Source organism: Streptomyces sp. NPDC046931, assembly GCF_040644655.1.
GTDB lineage: Bacteria > Actinomycetota > Actinomycetes > Streptomycetales > Streptomycetaceae > Streptomyces.
Genome location: NZ_JBEYWX010000001.1, coordinates 601,965 through 626,152, shown reverse-complemented (window position 1 = coordinate 626,152; position 24,188 = coordinate 601,965). Strand labels below are relative to the sequence as shown.

The following is a 24,188-nucleotide window of genomic DNA, read 5'->3' as shown; positions in this document are numbered from 1 at the left end:
GCCGTCCGGACGCTCTCCGATCCCCGGACCGAAGCCATCCGACCCGAGCCGTCACAGCCGGATCGCATCCATGGCCGCCGGTCCCCCGACCGCCCATGGAGCCGTCGTCGACCCCCATCGACACCGGCGACAGAACTCGGCAGCGGTCGTCCCGAAACTCCCGGAACCCGAAATCCCGAAGGATCTGACGCTTACATGAACAAGAACATCCGCCGCTCGATCGTCATAGCCGCCGGTGTCACCGGCGCCTGGGCGCTCGGCTCAGCCGCCGCCAGCGCGGACGAGCTGCCGGCGTCCTCCGTCTCCACGCCCGATGTGGGCATCGACACCGCCGACACGGTCGGCGCGGTCACCGGCACCGTGGGCGGGGTGGTCGCCGACGTGCAGCACACCGTCTCCGAGGGCGCGCACGGTACAGCGGCAGACGGCACCGTCCCGTCCATGACGAACACCGCGACCCGGACAGCGGCCCAGGCCCCGACCCCGACCGCGTCCACCGCCGTGGACGGCACGCACCCTGTGGCCCCGGCCGCCATGCAGACCAAGAACCACGCCAGGGCGCACGTCGGGTACGCCGCGCCCACCGCGGACCGGATGCGCCCGTATGTCGACGCGGAAGTGCCCGCCGCGCACCCGTCGCACCTGGAGGGCGTCGCACGCGCGACCGCGGCCGAGGCCGCCGCGGTCGCGGACCAGGCCCGGAGCACGGCCACCGCCACCGGCGCGACCGCGCCGCGGGACGGGATCGACTACCTCTTCGGCCCGCTGTCGGCCTTCGCCCCCGAGCTGGAGGAGGCGCTCGCCGCCGCGCAGACCAGGCTCCAGGGCGTGCGGAACGAGGCGCGCGCCCAGGCGGGGGGCGTCGACGGGGTGGTCCGCACGAAGGCTCAGCGCACGGTCGCGGGCGCGGGCCGCACCGCGACGGCCTCGACCGGCGCCGCACACCGGACGGCCGCCGGGGCCGAGAGCCGCACGGCGGGCACGGCCGCCGCCGCGCAGGGCCGCGCCGACGAGGCGAGGGCCGCCGTCCAGGCCGGTGCCGGGGCGGTACCCGGCCACCTCACGGACGCCGTCACGGGCGTGCGGCAGCAGGTCGTCGGCACCGTCGCGGGCGCGCCCGGCACGGTCGCCCCGGTGGCCGGCAAGACGGCCGCCGCCGTGCTTCCGCCGGTCGCCGGCACGGTCGTGGACGGCGTGGGCCCTCTCGCCGCTCATGTCGCAGGCGGCGCGGCGGGCCTGGCGTCCGGGGCCGTAGCGGACGCCCAGCCGCTCGCGCGGCACGTGGGGGGCAACGCGTCGACGCTCGCGCACGGGGCGGTGGCCGACGCGCGGCCGACGGCATACGCCGTGGTGGACGAGGCGACCGGCGACGTGGCCGCCTTCGTGCTGCCGCCGGTCGCCCACACCGCCGTCCAGGGAGTCGTGCCCGTGGCCGGGCAGGCCGTCGTGGACGCGACCGGGCTGGCGTACGGCGTGACGGGTGAGGTGCGGCCGTTCGCGGGCGGGGTCGCCGGACGGGTTCCGCCGTTCGCCGAGGGCGTGGCCGCGGACACGACGGGGACCGCGTACGGCGTCGCTGCCGAGGTGCAGCCGTTCGCGCAGGGCGTTGCCGACTCGGTGCGGCCGGCCGCGCGGACGGCGAACGAGGTCGTGCGGACGGCGGACGGCCTGGTGCAGCCCGTCGTGCACGGCGTGGCGGACGGCACCACCCACCTGGCCTACGGCGTGACGGGCGAAGTACGGCCGTTCGCGGGCGGGGTCGTGGGCGAGGCCGGCTCGTTCGCCCAGGGGGTCACCGGTCCGGTGGCGCCGTTCGCCGGTGACCTGACCGGGACGGCGGGGTCGGCCGGCGGCTCGCTGACCGGCCACGCGGTGACCGGCGCCCGGGGCGTCGCCGCGTCCGTCACCCCGGATCACCTGCACTCGGGCCCTGACGGCGTGTATTCCCTCTGAACAGCGACGCCGTAAGGCGTCCGATCGACTCCGCGGGGAATGAGGCACCGGGGTGGCCGAAAGCCGTCGGCCGGCCCCACCGAAACCCCGCGGAACCGGGCGAGTGGCCCCATTGGGGTGGGGACCACTCGCCTCGCGCCCCTCCCGGGGCGGCACAGGGGTCCCACCGGGCCAACCCCAACCCGGTGGGACCCTTCCCGTCGCGCCGCGTCGTGCTCGTGTGACAGGTATCACCGCTCAGGTGTGATCTGCGATTTAGAGCCCCACCTCAAGCGGCGATAACCTGCGAGACGGACATGCCGCGCGCTCGGACACCGTGTGCGCCTCCCTTGTGACACATGCGGACGTCACGTTGCCCTTCGCGGCACGCCCACGCATCCAACGAACCGCGAGATCACTGATAGGGACGGAAGCGCGTGGACCTGTTCGAGTACCAGGCGAGGGACCTCTTCGCCAAGCACGGTGTACCGGTGCTGGCCGGTGAAGTCATCGACACGCCTGAGGCGGCGCGCGAGATCACCGAGCGGCTGGGCGGCAAGTCGGTCGTCAAGGCGCAGGTGAAGGTCGGTGGCCGCGGCAAGGCCGGCGGTGTGAAGCTCGCCGCCACCCCGGACGAGGCGGTCGCCCGCGCGACGGACATCCTCGGCATGGACATCAAGGGCCACACGGTCCACAAGGTCATGATCGCCGAGACCGCCCCGGAGATCGTCGAGGAGTACTACGTCTCCTTCCTCCTCGACCGCGCCAACCGCACCTTCCTCTCCATCGCCTCCGTCGAGGGCGGCATGGAGATCGAGGAGGTCGCGGCCACCCGCCCCGAGGCCGTCGCCAAGATCGCGATCGACGCCATCGACGGTGTGGACCGGGCGAAGGCCGAGGAGATCGTCGCCGCGGCCAAGTTTCCGGCCGAGGTCGCCGACCAGATCGCCGGCGTCCTCGTCAGCCTGTGGGAGGTCTTCGTCAAGGAGGACGCCCTCCTGGTCGAGGTCAACCCGCTCGCCAAGGTCGCCTCCGGTGACGTCATCGCCCTCGACGGCAAGGTGTCGCTCGACGACAACGCCGAGTTCCGTCACCCCGAGTTCGCGGAGCTCCACGACAAGGCCGCCGCCAACCCGCTCGAGGCGGCCGCCAAGGAGAAGAACCTCAACTACGTCAAGCTCGACGGCGAGGTCGGCATCATCGGCAACGGCGCGGGTCTGGTCATGTCGACCCTGGACGTCGTCGCCTACGCCGGCGAGGCCCACAAGGGTGTCAAGCCCGCCAACTTCCTCGACATCGGCGGTGGCGCCTCCGCCGAGGTCATGGCCAACGGCCTCGAGATCATCCTCGGCGACCCGGACGTCAAGTCCGTGTTCGTCAACGTCTTCGGCGGCATCACCGCCTGTGACGCGGTGGCCAACGGCATCGTGCAGGCCCTGGAGCTCCTCGAGTCCAAGGGCGAAGAGGTCAACAAGCCGCTGGTCGTACGTCTCGACGGCAACAACGCCGAGCTGGGTCGCCAGATCCTGGACGACCGCAACCACCCGCTCGTCCAGCGGGTGGACACCATGGACGGCGCGGCCGACAAGGCCGCCGAGCTGGCTGCTGCCGCGAAGTAAGGGACGAGGTCACACACAACCATGGCTATCTTCCTCACCAAGGAATCCAAGGTCATCGTCCAGGGCATGACCGGCTCCGAGGGCCAGAAGCACACCAAGCGCATGCTGGCCTCCGGCACGAACATCGTCGGTGGCGTGAACCCCCGCAAGGCCGGCCAGGTCGTCGACTTCGACGGCACCGAGGTACCGGTCTTCGGCTCCGTCAAGGAGGCCATCGAGAAGACGGGCGCCGACGTCACGGTCATCTTCGTCCCGGAGAAGTTCACCAAGGACGCGGTCGTCGAGGCCATCGACGCCGAGATCCCGCTCGCGGTCGTCATCACCGAGGGCATCGCGGTCCACGACACGGCTTCCTTCTGGGCGTACGCCGGCAAGAAGGGCAACAAGACCCGCATCATCGGCCCGAACTGCCCCGGTCTGATCACCCCGGGCCAGTCGAACGCCGGCATCATCCCGGCCGACATCACCAAGCCGGGCCGCATCGGCCTGGTCTCGAAGTCGGGCACGCTGACGTACCAGATGATGTACGAGCTGCGTGACATCGGCTTCTCGACCTGCGTCGGCATCGGCGGTGACCCGATCATCGGCACCACCCACATCGACGCTCTCAAGGCCTTCCAGGACGACCCCGACACCGACCTGATCGTCATGATCGGTGAGATCGGCGGCGACGCCGAGGAGCGGGCCGCGGCCTTCATCAAGGAGAACGTGACCAAGCCGGTCGTCGGCTACGTCGCGGGCTTCACCGCCCCCGAGGGCAAGACCATGGGTCACGCGGGCGCCATCGTCTCCGGTTCGTCGGGCACCGCCCAGGCGAAGAAGGAGGCGCTGGAGGCCGCCGGCGTCAAGGTCGGCAAGACGCCGACGGAGACCGCGAAGCTGGCGCGCGAGATCCTGGCCGGCTGACTTCGCCTCTCCGGCTGAACGCCGGTGGGCCCGTGCTCCCCGCAGGGAGTGCGGGCCCACCGGCGTTTCCGGGTGTTGCGGACAAGCGTCAGCGGGCCTCCGGAACCAGTCGCTCCGGGCCGCGAAGGGACTGCGCCTCCAAGAGCGCACGCACTTCCAGCAGCTCCTCCGAGAGCGGGCCCTGCGCCGCCCGCGGCGGCAGGTCCCGGATCTCCGTCCCCCGGGGCACGGGCCGTTCGTAATGGTCCTGGGCCATGCGCAGGGTCAGCGCGGTCGTGCCGACGATCGCGGCCGTGAAGGCGAGGGCGCCGACGGTCCCCCACCGGGTGCGCCGCTCGCCCCGGGACCGGACCGAGGGCGGCCGGGCCGGGCAAAGGTGGTGAGCGGTGGCCGGCTCGGCCAGCCTGCGCCGCAGTACGTCCGGCGCCGCCTGGTCCGGTACCAGCGCGGCGAGCGTCTCCCGGGCGTACAGCAGCCGGCCCGCCGCGGCCGGAGTGCTCGCCTGTGTCTCGGCCGCGACCTCCGGCAGACCGAGGCCGGCGCCGTCGTGGAGCAGCAGTGTGCGCCGCTGCGTGGGAGACAGCGTCAGCAGCGCGTGCAGCAGCGCGCGGTCGGACGGGTCGGCGGGAGGCGGCTCGGCCCGCCGGTGGCGAAGGCGGAAGCGGTGCCGGGGCGAGAGCGCCCAGTCGTGGGCCGCCGCCCGCACCCATCCCTCCGGATCGGGGTCCACGGCCACCTCGGGCCAGCGCTGCCACGCCTGCTGAAAAGCCCGCTCGACCGACTCGCGGGCCAGTTCACGGCGGCCGGTGAGCAGATACGTCTGCCGTACGAGGGTGGGGGCGCAGGCCCCGTACAACGCGTCGAAGGCCTGAGCGGGCGTCACGGGGGGCCGCGCGCTGCGCGGTTGCGGGGAGACAGGGCTCTGTGTCACAGGACGACCCTCCGTGCATAAAAGTACATAAACATATATTGAGCGACACATCGGGGCCTGCCGTGTTACGACGGGAAAGCGCGTGTCGTTGGGAGCATGGCGGGCGTGACCCGATGGACCGACCGCCGAACCCCGCCGCCTCCGCCCGCCCGGCCGCACGATCGATGGGCCGGGCTGGGCGGCAGCCTCCTGGGCGGCGCCGTCGCCGCGGTGCTGGGGCTCGGCTCGCTCGCCCTGCTTGTGATCGTGCTGTGGATCAGTTCGCCGTTTCCCGACAACGGCCCCGGGGCCGCGCTGCACCTCGCGGCCTCGGTGTGGCTGCTGGCCCACGGTGTCGAACTCCTGCGCACCGAGACACTCTCCGGGCTGCCCGCACCCGTCGGGGTGACGCCGTTGCTGCTGGCCGTGGTACCGGTATGGCTGCTGCACCGGGCGGGGCGCGACGCGGTGGACGGGGAGAGCGGCGAAGGCGGCGAGGACGGGGAGAGCGACGCGCCGCCCGTCGCCGCGGGCACGGCATGGTCCGGCGTGGCGGCGGGCTATCTCGGGGTCGGCGCGGTGGCGGCGCTGTACGCCTCGGGCGGGAGCCTGCGGCCGGCGTGGACCTGGACCGTGGTGAGTCTGCCCCTGGTCGCCGTGGTGGCGTCGGGGGTGGGCGTATGGACGGCGCACGGGCGAGCGGGTGGTCCGTGGCCCACGCGCCGGGTGCTCGAGCGGCTGCCCTCGGCCGGGCGACGCCTGATGAGTGCCGGGACGGTGAACCCCGGCGGGCGGGCCGGGCCGTCGGTCCTGCGGGCCGCCCTGGCCGGGACGCTCACGCTCGTGGGCGCGGGCGCGGTGCTCGTGGGCGCCTCGCTGGTGTGGCACGGGGGGGCCGCGCGGGCGTCGTTCCCCGAACTCACGGGAGGGTGGTCGGGGCGGTGCGCGGTGCTGCTGCTGGCGGCGGCGCTGCTGCCGAACGCGGCCGTGTGGGGCGCGGCCTACGGGCTCGGGCCGGGGTTCGTGCTGGGTGCCGGGCATGCGATCGGACCGCTGTCGACGGCGCGGCCCCCGGCCCTCCTGCCGCCGTTTCCACTGCTGGCGGCGGTGCCCACCACGGGGGCCGGACCGCTGTGGTGGGCGATGGGGGCGGTGCCGGCCGCGGCGGGGGTGACGGTCGGGTGGTTCGTCGCGGGATCGGCGTGCGGGGGCCGGGGACGGCGACGGAGCCGGGACGGAGCGTGGTCGGCCGGACGGACGGCGGCGGCGATGGCGATGGCGGGACTGCTGTGCGGGGCGCTGCTCGGAGGGCTCGCGGAGGCGGCGGGAGGGCCGCTCGGCGTGGCCGTGCTGGCGCACCTCGGACCGGTGGGGTGGCAGGTGGGCGGTGCGGCGGCCGGCTGGACGGCGGGGGTGGGCATGCCGGTGGCGCTGGGCGTAAGGGCCTGGCGGCTGCGCGGGACCGGGAAGGCGGAACGGGGCGGACGGCGGACGCGGCGGCCCCGGCCGGTACCGGAATCCCCCGTGGTGCCCGCGCCTTCGGCTCCGCCGCCGCTGGTCCCGGAACCGGCGGGGGTCCGCAGGCCGGGCGACATCACCCTGTGGGAGGACCCCGATCTCAAGCCGTACGAGGTGCTGTCGGGGGAGGTGGACCCGTTCCTGCCGGACTTCGGCAGGGGCGAGCCCCCGCCGGGCCCCGGGCCGGCTTCCTGACGAGCTCCGGCAGAGACCAGGACCGCGCGGCTCAGTCCTGTGTGCCCAGGACACCCCGCAGATTCTTCGGCAGCAGGTCGTTGCACGAGTGCTTCGCCGCCGCCGTCAGGGAGTCGTTCAGACACGTGTAGTAGTCGCGGTAGACCAGCTGGGCCGTGAAGGTGGCCGCCACCATCGTGAGCGCCAGGGACGCCGTGACCAGACCGCTGACCGCCGCCGTCATCTGCGGACGCGCCGGGGACGCCGGGCTGCTCGGGCGGGGGCCGCGGGGCTTGGCGCGCAGCGCGCTCACGCCCCAGTACAACGACAGCGCGCCCAGCAGCAGGGCCACGTACGGCCAGCTGAAGAGGGCGAAGAAGAAGGCCCACATACCGCCCAGCAGCGCATAGCGCGCGCGGCGTTGCGCGGGGTCGGCGGGGTCCCAGCGCAGGCCCGTGCCCGGGCCGCCGGGCCCCTCGGGGCCGCCCTGTCCGCCGGAGCCGCCGGGACGCTCGCCGAAGCGGCCGCCCGACGTGGGGCCGGGCTGCCGGTCGCTCCACTGGCTGCCCCACGGAGAACGTCCGTCCTCGTCGTCGGAGCCGTCCTGCCCCTGCCCCCGGCCGGACTCCGGATGGCGTGGCCGCCAGGGCCGGTCCGGCGTCCCCTGCGGCGGCGGCGCGAACGGGTTGTCGTCCGCGGGCGCCCCCTGGCCCCGCCCACCGCTCGCGGAGTCACCCCCGTCGCCGGGGGTCTCGCCGTTCTCCCGCGGCGGCACGGGCGAAGGGTGCCGCTCGCGCAGCAGCAGCGGAGGGAGTCGGAGACTGCGGTCCGGCATCAGGTGTGCGTCTTCCACTTGGTGGTTCTGGCGGGCGGCTGGTCGGCGGAGCGGGCCGCGCGGCGGGCGCGCCCGGGCGGGCGTACTCATACGGATCAACGTCCCGCGCAGTCGCGGCGTTCCCCCGCGTCGATCCGCTTCCCCGGGTGGTTCTCCGCAGACGCTACCTCCCGGACGCGCCCCCGTCCCATGGGGGTCGTCCGGTGTGCCGGTATCGTTGCTGGCGGTCGACCGCTTCGTAGACTTCCCCGTATCCGGGCGTGCGAAGCATTCGTACGACCATACAAAAGCTCTCCCGAGTGCATGCTCTCCGAGCGACCGCACGAACGCTCTCCCGAGAAAGGGCCCCGTCGTGGCCGAGTCCGTGGCCGAGACCGCCTCCGAGTCCGCGGCCAAGCGCCTGGTCGTCCTGGTCTCCGGGTCCGGCACCAACCTCCAGGCGCTCCTCGACGCCATCGCCGAGACCGGCCCCGCCGCCTACGGGGCGGAGGTCGTCGCCGTCGGTGCCGACCGCGACGGCATCGAGGGCCTCGCCCGCGCCGAGCGTGCCGGGCTGCCGACCTTTGTGTGCCGGGTCAAGGACCACGACAGCCGGGAGTCCTGGGACGCGGCCCTCACCGAGGCCGTCGCGGCGTACGAGCCCGATCTCGTCGTCTCCGCGGGCTTCATGAAGATCGTGGGCAAGGAGTTCCTCGCACGGTTCGGCGGGCGGTTCGTCAACACCCATCCCGCGCTCCTGCCCAGCTTTCCGGGAGCTCACGGCGTGCGTGACGCGCTCGCGTACGGCGCCAAGGTCACCGGTTGCACCGTCCACTTCGTCGACGACGGCGTCGACACCGGGCCGATCATCGCTCAGGGCGTGGTGGAGGTCCGGGACGAGGACGACGAGAGCGCTCTGCACGAGCGCATCAAGGAAGTCGAGCGAAGGCTGCTCGTCGAGGTCGTGGGGCGGCTCGCCCGCAACGGCTATCGCATTGAGGGACGAAAGGTAGTTATCCAGTGACCGCCACCGCCGAGAGCACCAAGCGGCCGATGCGCCGCGCGCTCGTCAGCGTCTACGACAAGACCGGGCTGGAAGAGCTGGCCCGCGGGCTGCACGAGGCCGGTGTCCAGCTGGTGTCCACCGGCTCCACGGCCTCCCGTATCGCCGCCGCCGGTGTCCCCGTCACCAAGGTCGAGGAGCTGACCGGCTTCCCCGAGTGCCTGGACGGCCGGGTCAAGACCCTGCACCCCAGGGTCCACGCGGGCATCCTCGCCGACCTGCGCCTGGACAGCCACCGCGAGCAGCTCGCCGAGCTGGGCGTGGAGCCGTTCGACCTGGTCGTCGTCAACCTCTACCCGTTCCGCGAGACCGTCGCCTCCGGTGCCTCGGAGGACGAGTGCGTGGAGCAGATCGACATCGGCGGCCCGTCGATGGTCCGCGCCGCCGCCAAGAACCACCCGTCGGTCGCCGTGGTCACCAGCCCGGAGCGGTACGCGGACGTCCTGGCCGCGGCCAAGGACGGCGGCTTCGACCTCGCCGCCCGCAAGCGGCTCGCCGCCGAGGCCTTCCAGCACACGGCGGCCTACGACGTGGCGGTGGCCTCCTGGTTCGCGTCGTCGTACGCGCCCGTCGACGAGTCCCGCTTCCCGGACTTCCTCGGCGCCACCTACGAGCGCGAGAACACCCTCCGCTACGGCGAGAACCCGCACCAGGACGCCGCCCTCTACACCGACGGCACGGGCGGCCTCGCCGAGGCCGAGCAGCTGCACGGCAAGGAGATGTCGTACAACAACTACACGGACACGGACGCCGCCCGCCGTGCCGCGTACGACCACGACGAGCCCTGCGTCGCCATCATCAAGCACGCCAACCCCTGCGGCATCGCGGTCGGCGCGGACGTCGCCGAGGCACACCGCAAGGCGCACGCCTGCGACCCGCTGTCCGCGTTCGGCGGTGTCATCGCCGTGAACCGGCCGGTGAGCCGGGAGATGGCCGAGCAGGTCGCCGAGATCTTCACTGAGGTCATCGTGGCGCCCGACTACGAGGAGGGCGCACTGGAGGCCCTCACCAAGAAGAAGAACATCCGGGTGCTCAAGGCCCCGAACGGCCCCTGCAACCGCGTGGAGGCCAAGCAGATCGACGGCGGTGTCCTCCTCCAGGTCACCGACCGCCTCCAGGCCGACGGCGACGACCCGGCCAACTGGACGCTGGCGTCCGGCGAGGCGCTCTCCGCCGACGAGCTGAAGGAACTGGCCTTCGCCTGGCGGGCCTGCCGTGCCGTCAAGTCCAACGCCATCCTGCTCGCCAAGGACGGCGCCTCGGTCGGCGTCGGCATGGGCCAGGTCAACCGGGTGGACTCCTGCAAGCTGGCCGTCGAGCGGGCGGGCGAGGAGCGGGCGCGCGGTTCCTACGCCGCCTCGGACGCCTTCTTCCCGTTCCCCGACGGGCCGGAGATCCTGATCGCCGCGGGCGTCAAGGCGATTGTCCAGCCGGGCGGTTCGATCCGTGACGAGCAGGTCGTGGAGGCCGCGAAGAAGGCGGGCGTGACCATGTACTTCACCGGCACGCGCCACTTCTTCCACTGAGCCGCGCCGGACATGCGAGCGGCCTCCGGCCTCCCCGACGGGGGAGCCGGAGGCCGCGGCGCGACCGCTGTGGTCAGTACGCGGTCTGCTGCCTGGGCCGGTTGAACCAGGCGGAGCCGTTGGAGTTGCCGACGAAGACGGCGATGAGGATGGCGAGCACCGTGTGGAGCAGGCCCACGACGATGAACGGGTAGATGCCCAGGATCGCGGTGATGATCGCGAAGACCAGGATCGTGATCCGGGCGCCGTTGCCACCGGTGTTGAACTTCAGGGCGAGCACGATCGAGAGCACCGCCCAGGCCAGGGCGAACACCGTGATGGCCCACAGCCAGCCGCTCGAGTAGTCCGCGAGCTGCTGGAACTGCGAGTTGTCCTTCAGCTCCGCGTCGTTCTTGGCGGCGTGGACACTGGCCGCGCCGACGGCGAAGATGCCCGCACCGATCAGCTGGAGGCCGACGATGACCCACAACAACACCCGGGCTGCACCGACCGTGCCGGGCATGGTGGTCAGAACGGGCTGCTGGCCGTAGCCCCCCGGCGCCGGCGGGGCCTGCGGGTAGCCGTAACCGGGCTGCTGGCCCTGCGGGTGGCCGTAGCCCGGCTGCTGGCCCTGGGGCGCGCCGTAGGGGTTGTTCGGTTCACCGAAACTCATGAGCGGTTTTTCCTCCGTCTGCTCAAGTGCGGGGACGAGCGCGGCATGGATCGGAGGAAAGTTCTAAAGTTGCGGTCCGTCCCCCCGGATACTGCCCGCGGCACCGCCGTTCATGGTTCTAAAGCGTTCGCACCTTTGTCCAGCGACATTCCGTATGTGTTGTGTAAGCGCAACCTCTCCGGTCAAGGCGGAAACCGGCCGTGCCGCCGACGGGTGCCCGGATTGGAACCAGGGGCGGGTCATCCGGGAGGATGGGAGCCATGACCGCCCAGATTCTCGATGGCAAGGCCACCGCAGCCGCGATCAAGTCCGATCTGACCGCCCGCGTGGCGGCGCTGAGTGAGAAGGGCATCACGCCCGGCCTCGGAACGATCCTGGTCGGGGACGACCCCGGCAGCCGGAAGTACGTCGCGGGCAAGCACCGCGACTGCGCGGAGGTCGGCATCGCGTCGATCCAGCGTGAACTGCCCGCGACGGCCACTCAGGAGGAGATCGAGGCGGTCGTCCGCGAACTGAACGAGGACCCGGCCTGCACCGGTTACATCGTGCAGCTGCCGCTGCCCAAGGGCATCGACGAGAACCGGATCCTGGAGCTGATGGACCCGGAGAAGGACGCCGACGGCCTGCACCCGATGAACCTCGGCCGCCTCGTGCTGAACGAGCCGGCGCCGCTGCCCTGCACCCCCAACGGCGTGCTCACCCTGCTGCGCCGCTACGGCGTGGAGATCAAGGGCGCCGAGGTTGTGGTCGTCGGACGGGGGGTGACCATCGGGCGCCCGATGCCGCTGCTGCTGACCCGGCGCAGCGAGAACGCCACGGTCACCCAGTGCCACACCGGCACCCGCGACCTCTCGGCGCATCTGCGGCGGGCCGACATCATCGTCGCCGCGGCGGGCTCCGCGCACCTCATCCGGCCCGAGGACGTCAAGCCGGGCGCCGCCGTTCTCGACGTCGGCGTCTCCCGCAGTGCCGAGGGCAAGATCGTGGGCGACGTCCACCCGGACGTCGCCGAGGTGGCCGGCTGGATTTCCCCGAATCCCGGCGGCGTGGGGCCGATGACCCGTGCCCAGCTGCTTGTCAACGTGGTCGAGGCGGCGGAGCGCAGTGTCGGCTGACGGCGGGCCGGAGAGCACCCGGGAGAAGGCCATCGCACAGCGGCGGGAGGCGGACACCGAGCCCGTCGTGCGGGACGCGGTCAGTGCTCCGGACGCCGCCGGGCGGCCGCGGCGGACGACCCGGCGGTTCCCGAGGGTCACTCGTGACACCGCGCGACCGGAGGGCGGCGGCCGCGCCGCGCCCGGTGACGCGCCCGCGCCCGCCCGGCAGTGGCCGATCCTGGCTGTGCTGGCCGTCGTCGGGCTCGGGCTGCTGCTGACCGCGCTGGACGTGTTCCGCCTGGGCACGATCCTGATGGGCGTCGCCCTGCTCGGCGGCGCCGTGATGCGCTGGATGCTGCCCGACGTGGGCATGCTCGCGGTGCGGTCCCGCTTCACCGACATGGTGACCTACGGAGTCCTGGGCCTCGTCATCGTGCTGCTCGCGATGATGGCCCAGCCCCACCCGTGGCTGGAGATACCGTTCCTGGACGACACGCTGCACTTCACGGTCCGCACCTGAGGCCGCGGCATTCCGGCGGACACCACGGCGGGTCGCCCCTTCTCCAGGGGCGGCCCGCCGTCGTTGTGGGCGCCGCTTCCGGAGGACCCGGGGCGAGAGGCCCGTGCCGGCCGAGCAGCGCTGTCCGAGCGGCCGCCGGACACAGCCGCGCGCTGCGGTCGCCGGACACCGTCGCGCGCGGCGCTGCGGTCGCCGGCGGCGGCGGCCGGAGCGGCGGCGGTGTGGCTCCTACGGCCGGCCGCCGTCCTCCGACCGGATAAGGACCCAGAACACGGACCGAAAGACAAGGGGCGCTCGGCCTCTCCCCCGTGGGAGGCCGGGCGCCCGAGGCGGTCGAGCCGCCCGGGAAACACCCTTGTGTACGCGGGTGAGCTGTTCAACACCTGTCAGGCGGCTGTGGCACGGAAGTGACCATTCCGCTACCGTCTCCGCGCCCCGCGCCGGAACCGGCCCGGCTCCTGATGCCGTCAATCGAACGGACGGACGCCTTCGGGCCGGGTAACGCGGAGGGGTGAGCGATGGGCGCCTGGCAGCCGCTGCCGGACGATCTGCCGCCGGAGGTACGGCACTTCGTGGAGCAGTTACGGCTCCTGAAGGACCGCACCGGACTCAGCCTCGTCGCCCTCGGCGCACGCACCGCGTACAGCAAGTCGTCCTGGCAGCGCTACCTCAACGCCACCCAGCCGCCGCCGCGTCAGGCGGTCGCCGCGCTGTGCCGGGTCGCGGGGCTCCCGGCCGAAGAGGCCGAACGCTTCGGTGTGCGCTGGGAACTGGCGGTGCACGCCTGGCCGCGCCAGCCGGCCCCGTCGCCCGCACCGGCGGGCGACGCCCCCCTGTCCGTACCGGCGGACGGTCCCGTGCCGCCACCGAACGGTTCCGCGTCCGTAGCGGCGGACGGTCCGTCTCTCCTACCGGCGGACGCTCCCGTGCCCGGGGAGTACGAGGACGATCCGACGGTCCCGTGGTGGGACCGGCCCAAGGAGGTGCCCCCGCATCGGCCCGCCGGGCGCCGCCTCCTGATCGCCGCGCTCCTCGCCCTTCTGACGCTGCTCGTCGTCGCCCTCGTCGGTGCCGTCACGCTCGGGTGACCTGAGTCCGGTGTGCCTGCTGAGGTCGCCGTCGTGTCCCTGTTGTGCCGGTGCGTCGACAAGTTCGCGGATGTGCCCCGAATGCTCACCGGGCCCGGGCTACCGTGTCCCCTCGGGACCGGGGGAATGAGGGGGAAGCGATGCCTCGTTGGAAGTCCTTGCCCGACGAACTCGATCCGCAGCTGCGGGAGTTCACGCAGCAGCTGCGGCGGCTCGTGGACCACAGTGGTCTGAGCGTCTCCGCCGTGGCGGATCGCACGGGCTACAGCAAGACGTCCTGGGAGCGCTATCTGGGTGGTCGGTTGCTCGCGCCGAAGGGGGCCGTCGTCGCCCTGGCCGAGGTGACCGGCACCCATCCCGTCCATCTGACCACCCTGTGGGAGCTGGCCGAACGTGCCTGGAGCCGCTCGGAGACGCGCCATGACGCGACCATGGACGCCCTGCGGATCTCCCAGGCCCGCGCCGCGCCGACGGAGCCGGAGACAGCTGCTGGGGAGCCGGGGTCCGGCACCGGGAAGGCGGCCCGCAGCGCCGCGGCGGCGCTCGGGATCGCGGGCCCGGCCGGGGTGGTCCCCAGCGTGCCGCCGCGGCCGGCGGCCGCGCGGACCCCGAACGCCACGGGCGACGTACAGGCATCACGGGGCGGGGCCGAGGAGCGGGGCGTGTCCTCGGGCACCGGCTCCCGGGCCTCGGGGGCCGACTCCTGGGGCGTCGCCGGGCACCGGGCGTCCCCGGAAACCGGTGGGCGCCAGGCTGCGGCGCCGGGAGCCTTCGGACCGGCGCCGGATATGCCGGGAACGCTCGGACCGGGGACGCCGGGCGGGCCGCCCGGCGGGAACCGGCCGGACACCGGGGGCCGGCCCTACAGGCGGCGGCTGGTGATGTTCCTCGCGGGCGTGGCCGGGGCGCTCGCGGTGATCGCGCCGGTCTTCTTCCTCACCGGCGGCAACGGAAACGGGTCCACGCCGTCGCCCGAACCGGCCGCGACCTCGGCGAGCGCGCTCCCCGAACTGCCCTCGGGCGTCAAGTGCGGCGGGGCGAGCTGCACCGGCAAGGACCCGGAGAAGATGGGCTGCGGCGGCACGCTGGCCAGGAGCACCAGCAGCGTCACCGTCGGCACGACCCTCGTCGAGGTCCGGTACAGCAGGACGTGCGGGACCGCATGGGCCCGTATCACCCGGGCGGCACGCGGCGACACGGTCGAGGTGTCCGCGGGCGGGCCGGCCGGACAGACCGGGTCGGTCACCGGGGCGGCGGACACGGACGCCTACACCCCGATGCTGGCCGTCAAGGACCCCGCTGCCGCGAAGGCGTGCGTGACGACGGTGTCGGGGCGCAAGGGGTGCACGAAGTAGCGCGTGAAAACGAATCGCCCCGACCACGCATGAGCCCGCCGTCACGGGGCAGGCGCACGGTTACCCCCACGGGAGTCCGGCCGTGCCGGGAGGCCGACAGCCCTCCCGGCCCGGACGCCCCCCAGGCGGCGGCCGCCGCTCAGACCCCCTCTTCGGAGCGGACGGCCGCCGCCTCAGCCGGTTGTGGGACGGGCCACACGGGCCCGGCAGACCGGGATCACGGATGCGCGATAGCCTGACGACTGGATCTCTCTTGACGCCAAGAGATCGATCATTCGTACCCTTGATCGATCATCGCGGCGGGCGTCGGCCACGAGCCGGCGGCGGGGATCCTGCACCCCGGGGCGACGACGCCCCACCGCCAGCTGTCATACGGAGAACGCCATGACCCGCACTCCCGTGAACGTCACCGTCACCGGCGCGGCCGGCCAGATCGGCTACGCACTGCTCTTCCGCATCGCCTCCGGCCAGCTGCTCGGCGCGGACGTGCCGGTCAAGCTGCGCCTCCTGGAGATCACCCCGGCGCTCAAGGCCGCCGAGGGCACGGCCATGGAGCTCGACGACTGCGCGTTCCCGCTCCTTCAGGGCATCGAGATCAGCGACGACCCGAACGTCGCCTTCGACGGCGCCAACGTCGCCCTCCTCGTGGGCGCCCGCCCGCGCACGAAGGGCATGGAGCGCGGCGATCTCCTCGAGGCCAACGGCGGCATCTTCAAGCCCCAGGGCAAGGCCATCAACGACCACGCCGCGGACGACATCAAGGTCCTCGTCGTCGGCAACCCGGCCAACACCAACGCCCTGATCGCCCAGGCCGCCGCTCCGGACGTGCCGGCCGAGCGCTTCACCGCGATGACCCGCCTCGACCACAACCGGGCGCTGACCCAGCTCGCGAAGAAGACCGGCACCTCGGTCGCCGACATCAAGCGCCTGACGATCTGGGGTAACCACTCCGCCACCCAGTACCCGGACATCTTCCACGCCACGGTCGCCGGCAAGAACGCCGCCGAGGTCGTGAACGACGAGAAGTGGCTGGCCGACGACTTCATCCCGACCGTCGCCAAGCGCGGCGCCGCGATCATCGAGGCCCGCGGGGCGTCGTCGGCCGCCTCCGCCGCCAACGCCGCCATCGACCACGTGTACACCTGGGTCAACGGCACGGCCGAGGGCGACTGGACCTCCATGGCCATCCCGTCGGACGGCTCCTACGGCGTCCCCGAGGGCCTGATCTCCTCCTTCCCGGTCACCACCAAGGACGGCAAGTACGAGATCGTCCAGGGCCTGGACATCAACGAGTTCTCCCGCACCCGCATCGACGCGTCGGTGAACGAGCTGGAGGAGGAGCGCGAGGCGGTCCGCTCCCTCGGCCTCATCTGAGAGCGCCTTCGGCACTAGCGCCGTAAAGCCCAGGCGGGTCCCGCTCCGGTTTCCTCCGGATCGGGACCCGCGGGTGTTTCGCGGCCCGGCCGCGAGAGTGCGGCCGTGCATGCGGTGCTGCTCATGGGCGGCCCGAGGGAGTCGGGGTGCGTGGGCGGCCGGCCGTGACCGTCCGGGTCTCCGAGCCTGCCCCGTACCCCGCCACCACCGGCGCCGTCGCCGCCGGCACCACCAGGGCGACCGTGGCCACGCCGGGCCCGTGCCGTGCGGGAGGCCGGAGTGGGCGGCCAGGACGGTGCCGGTGGCCCCGCGGGGGCGGCTCGCCCAGCGGCCCGTCAGGCGCTGCGCGACAGTCACCTCGCGCGGGACCGGCCGATGGGCGCCGGACCCGGCCCGGCGCCCACCGAAAGGCCCTGACTCAGGCCGGCCGCAGCAGGTCCTGGAGCTTCGAGACGTCCAGTGACGCGCTCGCGGGCGGGATCCTGGGCGAGACCGCCACGTTGTAGTCCGTGAAGGTGAGGGTCAGGTTCGTGCCCGGGCCCTTCTGGGCCGCGCGGAACAGGCGGTGCGGTGTGCCCGTCGTGACGTACAGCGTCGAGGTCAGGCCGTTCATCTCGAAGGACAGCGGGACCACCCGCATGCCGCCCACGGTCGTCGCGAGGCCCTCCTTCAGGGACGCGGGCAAAGTCGCCGTCGCGGCCGACTGGAAGTCCTTGAGGTCGCAGACGTTCACGATGCCGCTGAAGAGCGCATCGGACGTGGAGCCGTGGATGTAGTGGTTCCTGAACGTCTCGGCCGCCGCGGCGCCCCGGTCGCCCGGGAGCTCCGCCGCCCAGAACCTCGTGTCCGGCTTCAGCCACACATCGGTGCCGCGCTTGATGATCTGGACCGTGCCGCCGCGGGTGCCGAGGGTCAGGTCGCCCATGCAGTCGCCCCGCCTGTCGAGCGCGAGGTTCATCGCCGTGGGCAGGGTGAGGCTGTTCATCGCGGTCGCGCTGCGGTCCTCGTAGCGGACCCGCACGGATGTCGCCTTCCGAAGGGCACCCTGCGCCTGTGCCGCCAGCTGCTGTGGGCTCTGGTCGCCGGTGGTGTCGGCCGACGACACGCCGCCCAGTACGGGGGAGACCAGCAGACCCGTCGTCGCGGCCGTCACCGTCGCGCACGTCGCGATCGAGAAGCCATGCGTCCGGAACATCGCGTCACCTCCCAGTAGCTCAGGCTCAGCGTACTTTTCACCCTTTTCGACCGCATTTTCAGTGACGCGGAGCACTTTCGGTCACACGGATGCATGCATGCCAGGCGAAGGGGCAGGCGCTCGCAGCCCAAGGGGGGTGACACGCGTGTAACTCAGGGCGACCGAAGAGGAACGGAAGGCAATACCGATCATGGCGGGACAACAGATACGGCAGGCAGTGCAGACCATTCATGTGGCAGGGGAGTGGCGCGCGGCGCTTTCCGGTGCCACGCGCGAGATCCTGGATCCCGCGGATGCCGAGCCGCTCGCCCTGGTCGCGGAGGGTGACGAACAGGACACCGACGCGGCCGTCGCGGCCGCCCGCCGCGCCTTCGACGAGGGGCCCTGGCCGCGTACGTCCGCGGCCGAACGGGCCGCGCTGCTGCACCGTGTCGCCGATCTCCTGGTGCGCGACCGCGAAGAGCTGGGCCTCCTGGAGAGCCGCGACGCGGGCAAGACGCTGGAGGAGGGCCGCGTCGACATCGACTGTGTCGCCGACGCCTTCCGCTACTTCGCGGACCTCGTCGCCGCCGAGAGCGCCGGCCGGGTCGTCGACGCCGGATCGCCCGACATCCACAGCGTCGTGGTGTACGAGCCCGTCGGAGTGTGCGCCCTGATCACGCCCTGGAACTACCCGCTGCTCCAGGCCAGCTGGAAGATCGCCCCCGCGCTCGCGGCCGGCAACACCTTCGTGATCAAGCCGAGCGAGATCACCCCGATGACCACCGTCGCACTGATCGAGCTGCTCGCCGAGGCCGGACTGCCCACGGGGGTGGCCAACATCGTCACCGGCCCCGGCCACTCGGTCGGCGCCCGGCTCGCCGAGCATCCCGGCGTCGACCTGGTCTCCTTCACCGGCGGACTCGTCAGCGGCACGAAGGTCGCGCAGGCCGCGGCCGTCGGCGTGAAGAAGGTCGCCCTCGAACTCGGCGGCAAGAACCCCAATGTCGTCTTCGCCGACGCCTGCGCCACCGACGACGGCTTCGACACCGCCGTCGACCAGGCCCTCAACGCGGCCTTCATCCACAGCGGCCAGGTGTGCTCGGCCGGCTCCCGCCTCATCGTCGAGGAGTCCGTCCGCGAACGCTTCGTCGCCGAACTCGCCCGCCGCGCCGCCCGGATACGCCTCGGCCGCGGCACCGAGAAGGGGGTCGAGTGCGGACCGCTGGTCTCCGCCCAGCAGCGCGCCAAGACCGAGGCGTACGTCGCCTCCGCGCTCGCCGAGGGCGCCGTGCTGCGCTGCGGCGGCAAGCGCCCCGAGCCCGACGAGACCCGGCCGGCCACCGGCTACTTCTACGAGCCGACCGTGCTCGACCACTGCCACCGGGAGATGAAGGTCGTACGGGAGGAGGTCTTCGGGCCCGTCCTGACCGTGGAGACCTTCCGCACCGAGGACGAGGCGGTCGTGCTCGCCAACGACACCGAGTACGGACTCGCCGGCGCCGTGTGGACCAACGACGCGGGCCGCGCCCGCCGCGTCGCCGGCCGGCTGCGCCACGGCACCGTCTGGATCAACGACTTCCACCCCTACCTCCCGCAGGCGGAGTGGGGCGGCTTCGGCAAGAGCGGCGTCGGCCGCGAGCTCGGCCCGGCGGGCCTCGCCGAGTACCGCGAGGCCAAGCACGTCTACCAGAACCTCGCCCCGAAGCCGGTCCGCTGGTTCGCGGGCTGACACCCACCCGCCCACCGCTCCCCCGACCTCAACCCCCCTGCTTTCCGCTCACCCCACCTTGGAGCAACTCCCCATGCACCACAACCCGCACGAGTACGACTACGTCGTCATCGGCGGCGGCACTGCGGGATCCGTCATCGCCTCCCGCCTCACCGAGAACCCGGACGTCACCGTCGCCGTGATCGAGGGCGGCCCGAGCGACGTCGGCCGCGACGACGTCCTCACCCTGCGCCGCTGGATGGGCCTGCTCGGCGGTGAGCTGGACTACGACTACCCGACCACCGAGCAGCCGCGCGGCAACTCCCACATCCGGCACAGCCGCGCCCGTGTGCTCGGCGGCTGCTCCTCCCACAACACTCTGATCGCGTTCAAGCCGCTGCCGTCCGACTGGGACGAGTGGGAGGCGGCCGGCGCCGAGGGCTGGGGCGCCGTCCCGATGGAGGCGTACTACGCCCGGCTCCTCAACAACATCGTCCCGGTCGACGAGAAGGACCGGAACGCCATCGCCCGCGACTTCGTGGACGCGGCCCAGGAGGCGCTCGGTGTGCCGCGCGTGGAGGGCTTCAACAGGAAGCCGTTCACCGAGGGTGTCGGCTTCTTCGACCTCGCCTACCACCCCGAGAACAACAAGCGTTCCAGCGCGTCGGTGGCGTACCTGCACCCGGTGATGGACGAGCGCCCCAATCTGACGATCCTCCTGGAGTCCTGGGCGTACCGGCTCGAGCTGGACGGCACCCGCGCCGAGGGCGTGCACGTGCGCACCAAGGACGGCGAGGAGCTCCTTCTGCGGGCCCGGCGGGAGGTCGTGCTGTGCGCCGGCGCCGTCGACTCCCCGCGGCTGCTGCTGCACTCGGGCATCGGCCCCAAGGCGGACCTGGAGAAGCTCGGCATACCGGTCGCGCACGACCTGCCGGGCGTCGGCGAGAACCTGCTCGACCACCCCGAGTCGGTGATCGTGTGGGAGACGCACGGACCGATCCCGGAGAACTCCGCGATGGACAGCGACGCCGGTCTGTTCGTGCGCCGCGACCCCGAACAGCCGGGCCCGGACCTGATGTTCCACTTCTACCAGATCCCGTTCACGGACAATCCGGAGCGACTGGGCTACGAGCGGCCGGAGTTCGGCGTCTCGATGACCCCGAACATCCCCAAGCCGAAGAGCCGCGGCCGCCTCTACCTCACGAGCGCCGACCCGAACGACAAGCCGGCGCTGGACTTCCGCTACTTCACCGACGAGGACGACTACGACGGCCGCACCCTCGTCGACGGCATCCGTACAGCCCGCGAGATCGCGAAGACCGAGCCGCTGGCCGGCTGGTTGAAGCGGGAGGTGTGCCCCGGCCCGGACCTCACCGGCGACGAGGAACTGAGCGCGTACGCGCGCAAGGTCGCCCACACCGTGTACCACCCGGCCGGCACCTGCCGTATGGGTGCCCAGACAGATGAACTCGCCGTGGTCGATCCTCAGTTGAAGATCCGCGGCCTCGACGGTATCCGCATCGCCGACGCGTCCGTCTTCCCCACCATGCCCGCCGTGAACCCGATGATCGGGGTGCTCATGGTCGGGGAGAAGGCCGCCGACCTGCTCGGAGGTGAGGCCTGATGGCTCTCGCAGTTCCCACCCGTAAACCGCCCACCGGCAAGTCCGACGACACTCCCGTCTTCTCGGTCGACGGCTTGTGGAAGGTCTTCGGCCCGAAGGCCGCCCGTATCCCTGAGGATCCCGAACTCGCCGCGCTGCCGGCCGCCGAGCTGCGCGAACGCACCGGCTGCACGGCCGCCGTCCATGATGTCGGCTTCGACGTCCGCAAGGGCGAGGTCTTCGTCGTCATGGGCCTGTCCGGCTCCGGCAAGTCCACTCTCGTGCGCTGTCTGACCCGGCTGATCGAGCCGACCGCGGGCACCATCGCCATCGACGGCGAGGACGTCCGTGCCATGGACAGGACGCGGCTGCGCGAACTGCGGCGCCACCGCGCCGCGATGGTCTTCCAGCACTTCGGCCTGCTGCCGCACCGCACGGTCCTCGACAACATCGCGTACGGCCTGGAGATCCAGGGCGTCGGCCGGGCCGAACGCCGCGAGCGCGCCGCCGACTTCGCGGCAAAGGTCGGTCTGGAGGGCATGGAGCAGCGGCGCCCGAGCCAGCTGTCCGGCGGCCAGCGGCAGCGGGTCGGGCTCGCCCGCGCGCTCGCCGTCGACCCCGAGGTGCTCCTGTTCGACGAGCCGTTCAGCGCACTCGACCCGCTGATCCGGCGTGATATGCAGGAGGAGGTCGTCCGGCTGCACCGCGAGGAGGGCCGCACGATGGTCTTCATCACGCACGACCTGAGCGAGGCTCTCAAGCTGGGCGACCGCATCGCCCTGATGCGCGACGGCCGCATCGTGCAGCTGGGCACCCCCGAGGAGATCGTGGGCTCCCCGGCCGACGACTACGTCCGCGCGTTCGTCCGGGACGTGCCGCGGGAGCAGGTCATGACCGTCCGCTCGGCCATGCGCGCCGCGTCCGCGGAGGAGGCGGGGGACGGCCCGGCGGTGTCGCCGGACGCGACGGTCTCCGAGGCGATCGAGGCGGTCGCCCGCACCGGTTCCCCGGCCCGCGTCATGGACGCGGGCCGCTGCCTCGGCGTCGTCGACCACGAACGCCTGCTCGGCGTGGTGGCCGGGACCGAGCAGGGTGCCGTGGCGGGAACGGAGCAGGATGCCGGGGCCGGGGCCGGGACCGGGCACAAGGCCGTGGACGGCGCGGGGCGGGACACCGTGACCGGAACGGAGCAGGCCGAGGGGGTGGCGTGATGGCCGCGCTCACCGCCACCGCACCCAAGGCCACGCTCCCCGCCCTCCTCAGACACCGTGCCGTGGGCAAGCTGCTGCTGCTCGCGGCCGTCGCGGCGGTGCTCGTGCCGCTGGCCCACGCCCGCTGGGCGAGCGGCGCCTGGCCGCACGCGCTCACCGTCGACTTCTCCAAGCCTCTGGCCTCGGCCAGCAACTGGGTCATCGACAACCGCGACAGCCATCCCCTCTTCCTGTACTTCTTCGGCTACGTCAGCAACGCCGTCGTGCTGTCGGTACGCGCCGTCTACCTCGTGCTGCTCGCCGCGGGCTGGGCGGGCGTCACGGCCGCGGCCGCGCTGCTGGCCTGGCGCGCCGCGGGCGCCCGCCTGGCCCTCGGCACGGCGGCCGCGTTCCTCGCCTGCGGTCTGCTCGGCATGTGGGTCCCCACCATGCAGACTCTGGCGCTCATGGTGGTCGCGGTGCTCGTCTCGGTGCTGCTCGGCGCGCTGCTGGGCCTCGCCGCGGGCCTGTCCGACCGTACGTTCCGCGGCCTGCGCCCCGTTCTCGACACCATGCAGGTGCTGCCGGCGTTCGCGTACCTCCTGCCCGTCGTCCTGGTCTTCGGCATCGGCGTCCCCGCGGCCGTCCTCGCGACCGTCGTGTACGCGGCCCCGCCGATGGCCCGGCTCACCGCGCTGGGCCTGCGCGGCGCCGACAAGGAGGTCCTCGAAGCGGTCGAGTCGCTCGGCACCACCGCCCGGCAGCGTCTGTTCACCGCCCGGCTGCCGCTGGCCCGCAGGGAAATGCTGCTCGGCCTCAACCAGACGATCATGATGGCGCTGTCCATGGCGGTCATCGCCTCGGTGATCGGTGCCGGCGGTCTCGGTGATCGCGTCTACCAGGCCCTCGCCTCCGTCGACGTGGGCGCCGCGCTCGCCGCCGGCATCCCGATCGTGCTGCTCGCGGTCGTCCTGGACCGGATCACCGGCGCTGCGGGAGCCGAGGGCGAGCGGCCCGGCGGCCGCGCCGGATGGGCGTACGCCGCCGTCGCGACCGTCGCCGTGGCGCTGGCCGCGCGGCTCGCCGGCCGCCTGGAGTGGCCCGGCACGTGGACCGTGCCGATCGCCGAGCCGGTGAACCGTGCCGTCGAATGGATGACCGCCCATCTGTACTCGGGCGTCCCCTACGTGGGGGGCACCGCCGACTGGGCGGCCCACTTCACCACCTGGGTCCTGGACCCGGTGCGCGCCGGTCTCCAGTGGCTGCCCTGGTGGTCGGTCCTGCTCATCGTCGCCGCGCTGGCCTGGCTGATCGGGACCTGGCGCACCGCGCTGACCGCAGTCCTCGCGATGGCCGCGACCGGGGTGCTCGGGGTGTGGAAGCCGTCCCTGGACACGCTGTCCCAGGTGCTGGCGGCCGTCGCCGTCACCCTCGTCCTCGGTGTCGCGACCGGGATCGCGGCCGCCCGCAGCGACCGTTTCGAACGGCTGCTGCGCCCGGTCCTGGACGTCTTCCAGACGATGCCGCAGTTCGTGTACCTGATCCCGGTCGTCGCGCTGTTCGGCGTCGGCCGCGCGCCCGCCGTCGCGGCGGCGATCGTCTACGCGCTCCCGGCCGTCGTCCGGATCACCGCCCAGGGTCTGCGCCAGGTCGACCCGGCCGCCCTTGAGTCGGCGCGCTCGCTCGGCGCGACGAGCGCCCAGCAGCTGCGCCAGGTGCAGCTCCCGCTGGCCCGCCCCGCGCTGCTGCTCGCGGTCAACCAGGGCGTGGTCCTGGTCCTCGCCGTCGTCATCATCGGCGGCCTGGTCGGCGGCGGCGCGCTCGGCTACGACGTCGTCCTCGGCCTTGCGCAGGGCGACCTGGCGACCGGTCTGGTGGCCGGCGCGGCGATCGTCTGCCTCGGTCTGACGCTCGACCGGGTGACCCAGCCGACCGAGCGGCGCGCGAAGAAGGGAGCGTGAC

At 72.8% G+C, this 24,188-nt stretch carries 19 protein-coding genes; 15 read left to right on the top strand and 4 right to left on the bottom strand.

The features are described 5' to 3' along the window. The first annotated feature begins 195 nt into the window (after positions 1-195). The 3 genes from ABZ876_RS02835 to sucD all read left to right on the top strand — a co-directional run bounded on the left by ABZ876_RS02835 (position 196) and on the right by sucD (position 4,457). Positions 196-1,953 (top strand): hypothetical protein, encoded by a 1,758-nt coding sequence (locus ABZ876_RS02835; protein ID WP_361773258.1) that lies wholly within the window; start codon positions 196-198, stop codon positions 1,951-1,953. A gap of 416 nt (positions 1,954-2,369) precedes the next feature. Then, positions 2,370-3,551 carry an ADP-forming succinate--CoA ligase subunit beta gene (gene sucC, locus ABZ876_RS02830; RefSeq protein WP_361773255.1) on the top strand — a complete coding sequence of 394 codons (1,182 nt, stop codon included), beginning with the start codon at positions 2,370-2,372 and terminating at the stop codon, positions 3,549-3,551. Between the two features lie 21 nt (positions 3,552-3,572). After that, a complete protein-coding gene (gene sucD, locus ABZ876_RS02825) occupies positions 3,573-4,457 on the top strand; it encodes a succinate--CoA ligase subunit alpha (RefSeq protein WP_361773252.1) in 885 nt (294 codons plus the stop codon). Between the two features lie 88 nt (positions 4,458-4,545). On the opposite strand, the gene ABZ876_RS02820 is transcribed toward sucD, so the two are convergent. Next, on the bottom strand, positions 4,546-5,388 hold the full coding sequence (locus tag ABZ876_RS02820) for an RNA polymerase subunit sigma-70 (protein ID WP_361773249.1): 843 nt from the start codon (positions 5,386-5,388) through the stop codon (positions 4,546-4,548). A 96-nt stretch (positions 5,389-5,484) separates the two neighbouring features. On the opposite strand from ABZ876_RS02820, the gene ABZ876_RS02815 reads away from it, so the two are divergent. Continuing rightward, positions 5,485-7,080 (top strand): DUF6350 family protein, encoded by a 1,596-nt coding sequence (locus ABZ876_RS02815; protein WP_361773246.1) that lies wholly within the window; start codon positions 5,485-5,487, stop codon positions 7,078-7,080. A 31-nt stretch (positions 7,081-7,111) separates the two neighbouring features. On the opposite strand, the gene ABZ876_RS02810 is transcribed toward ABZ876_RS02815, so the two are convergent. Further along, positions 7,112-7,894, bottom strand: coding sequence for a hypothetical protein (locus ABZ876_RS02810; RefSeq protein WP_361773918.1), 783 nt, complete (start codon positions 7,892-7,894; stop codon positions 7,112-7,114). Positions 7,895-8,246: 352 nt separating this feature from the next. Here ABZ876_RS02810 and purN point away from each other — a divergent pair, with 352 nt between their 5' ends. Next, the gene (purN, locus tag ABZ876_RS02805; protein WP_361773243.1) at positions 8,247-8,897 is read left to right on the top strand and encodes a phosphoribosylglycinamide formyltransferase; all 651 of its coding nucleotides are present in this window, start codon (positions 8,247-8,249) and stop codon (positions 8,895-8,897) included. Positions 8,898-8,926: 29 nt separating this feature from the next. After that, positions 8,927-10,462, top strand: coding sequence for a bifunctional phosphoribosylaminoimidazolecarboxamide formyltransferase/IMP cyclohydrolase (gene purH / locus ABZ876_RS02800; RefSeq protein ID WP_361773915.1), 1,536 nt, complete (start codon positions 8,927-8,929; stop codon positions 10,460-10,462). A gap of 73 nt (positions 10,463-10,535) precedes the next feature. Here the strand turns inward: purH and ABZ876_RS02795 are convergent, their stop codons facing one another. Further along, positions 10,536-11,114 carry a hypothetical protein gene (locus ABZ876_RS02795; RefSeq protein WP_361773240.1) on the bottom strand — a complete coding sequence of 193 codons (579 nt, stop codon included), beginning with the start codon at positions 11,112-11,114 and terminating at the stop codon, positions 10,536-10,538. 260 nt (positions 11,115-11,374) lie between these two features. Between ABZ876_RS02795 and ABZ876_RS02790 the strand changes: the two genes are divergently transcribed. The 5 genes from ABZ876_RS02790 to ABZ876_RS02770 all read left to right on the top strand — a co-directional run bounded on the left by ABZ876_RS02790 (position 11,375) and on the right by ABZ876_RS02770 (position 16,548). Continuing rightward, positions 11,375-12,229: a bifunctional methylenetetrahydrofolate dehydrogenase/methenyltetrahydrofolate cyclohydrolase gene (locus ABZ876_RS02790; protein ID WP_361773237.1), complete on the top strand. Its 855-nt coding sequence runs from the start codon at positions 11,375-11,377 to the stop codon at positions 12,227-12,229. A 31-nt stretch (positions 12,230-12,260) separates the two neighbouring features. Beyond that, positions 12,261-12,731: a DUF3017 domain-containing protein gene (locus ABZ876_RS02785; RefSeq protein WP_361773912.1), complete on the top strand. Its 471-nt coding sequence runs from the start codon at positions 12,261-12,263 to the stop codon at positions 12,729-12,731. A 518-nt stretch (positions 12,732-13,249) separates the two neighbouring features. Further along, positions 13,250-13,819: a helix-turn-helix domain-containing protein gene (locus tag ABZ876_RS02780; RefSeq protein ID WP_361773234.1), complete on the top strand. Its 570-nt coding sequence runs from the start codon at positions 13,250-13,252 to the stop codon at positions 13,817-13,819. 140 nt (positions 13,820-13,959) lie between these two features. After that, positions 13,960-15,174, top strand: a complete 1,215-nt coding sequence (locus ABZ876_RS02775; protein WP_361773231.1) for an XRE family transcriptional regulator — start codon at positions 13,960-13,962, stop codon at positions 15,172-15,174. A gap of 384 nt (positions 15,175-15,558) precedes the next feature. Next, positions 15,559-16,548 carry a malate dehydrogenase gene (locus ABZ876_RS02770; protein ID WP_361773228.1) on the top strand — a complete coding sequence of 330 codons (990 nt, stop codon included), beginning with the start codon at positions 15,559-15,561 and terminating at the stop codon, positions 16,546-16,548. 418 nt (positions 16,549-16,966) lie between these two features. Here the strand turns inward: ABZ876_RS02770 and ABZ876_RS02765 are convergent, their stop codons facing one another. After that, positions 16,967-17,743: a hypothetical protein gene (locus ABZ876_RS02765; protein WP_361773225.1), complete on the bottom strand. Its 777-nt coding sequence runs from the start codon at positions 17,741-17,743 to the stop codon at positions 16,967-16,969. A 190-nt stretch (positions 17,744-17,933) separates the two neighbouring features. Here ABZ876_RS02765 and ABZ876_RS02760 point away from each other — a divergent pair, with 190 nt between their 5' ends. The 4 genes from ABZ876_RS02760 (at position 17,934) to ABZ876_RS02745 (ending at position 24,187) form a co-directional block, all read left to right on the top strand. Beyond that, positions 17,934-19,454: an aldehyde dehydrogenase family protein gene (locus tag ABZ876_RS02760; protein ID WP_361773223.1), complete on the top strand. Its 1,521-nt coding sequence runs from the start codon at positions 17,934-17,936 to the stop codon at positions 19,452-19,454. 73 nt (positions 19,455-19,527) lie between these two features. Then, positions 19,528-21,057, top strand: a complete 1,530-nt coding sequence (locus ABZ876_RS02755; RefSeq protein WP_361773220.1) for a GMC oxidoreductase — start codon at positions 19,528-19,530, stop codon at positions 21,055-21,057. After that, positions 21,057-22,247, top strand: coding sequence for a betaine/proline/choline family ABC transporter ATP-binding protein (locus tag ABZ876_RS02750; protein WP_361773217.1), 1,191 nt, complete (start codon positions 21,057-21,059; stop codon positions 22,245-22,247). The genes ABZ876_RS02755 and ABZ876_RS02750 overlap by 1 nt, the downstream gene beginning before the upstream one ends. Continuing rightward, a complete protein-coding gene (locus tag ABZ876_RS02745) occupies positions 22,247-24,187 on the top strand; it encodes an ABC transporter permease subunit (RefSeq protein WP_361773214.1) in 1,941 nt (646 codons plus the stop codon). The genes ABZ876_RS02750 and ABZ876_RS02745 overlap by 1 nt, the downstream gene beginning before the upstream one ends. Position 24,188 lies beyond the last annotated feature (1 nt).

Coding starts and splice junctions, on each gene's coding strand:
- ABZ876_RS02835 (WP_361773258.1), top strand. CDS start 196: ATGAACAAGAACATCCGCCGCTCGATCGTCATAGCCGCCGGTGTCACC.
- sucD (WP_361773252.1), top strand. CDS start 3,573: ATGGCTATCTTCCTCACCAAGGAATCCAAGGTCATCGTCCAGGGCATG.
- ABZ876_RS02815 (WP_361773246.1), top strand. CDS start 5,485: ATGGCGGGCGTGACCCGATGGACCGACCGCCGAACCCCGCCGCCTCCG.
- ABZ876_RS02810 (WP_361773918.1), bottom strand. CDS start 7,894: ATGCCGGACCGCAGTCTCCGACTCCCTCCGCTGCTGCTGCGCGAGCGG.
- purH (WP_361773915.1), top strand. CDS start 8,927: ATGCGCCGCGCGCTCGTCAGCGTCTACGACAAGACCGGGCTGGAAGAG.
- ABZ876_RS02795 (WP_361773240.1), bottom strand. CDS start 11,114: ATGAGTTTCGGTGAACCGAACAACCCCTACGGCGCGCCCCAGGGCCAG.
- ABZ876_RS02790 (WP_361773237.1), top strand. CDS start 11,375: ATGACCGCCCAGATTCTCGATGGCAAGGCCACCGCAGCCGCGATCAAG.
- ABZ876_RS02780 (WP_361773234.1), top strand. CDS start 13,250: ATGGGCGCCTGGCAGCCGCTGCCGGACGATCTGCCGCCGGAGGTACGG.
- ABZ876_RS02775 (WP_361773231.1), top strand. CDS start 13,960: ATGCCTCGTTGGAAGTCCTTGCCCGACGAACTCGATCCGCAGCTGCGG.
- ABZ876_RS02770 (WP_361773228.1), top strand. CDS start 15,559: ATGACCCGCACTCCCGTGAACGTCACCGTCACCGGCGCGGCCGGCCAG.
- ABZ876_RS02765 (WP_361773225.1), bottom strand. CDS start 17,743: ATGTTCCGGACGCATGGCTTCTCGATCGCGACGTGCGCGACGGTGACG.
- ABZ876_RS02760 (WP_361773223.1), top strand. CDS start 17,934: ATGGCGGGACAACAGATACGGCAGGCAGTGCAGACCATTCATGTGGCA.
- ABZ876_RS02755 (WP_361773220.1), top strand. CDS start 19,528: ATGCACCACAACCCGCACGAGTACGACTACGTCGTCATCGGCGGCGGC.
- ABZ876_RS02750 (WP_361773217.1), top strand. CDS start 21,057: ATGGCTCTCGCAGTTCCCACCCGTAAACCGCCCACCGGCAAGTCCGAC.
- ABZ876_RS02745 (WP_361773214.1), top strand. CDS start 22,247: ATGGCCGCGCTCACCGCCACCGCACCCAAGGCCACGCTCCCCGCCCTC.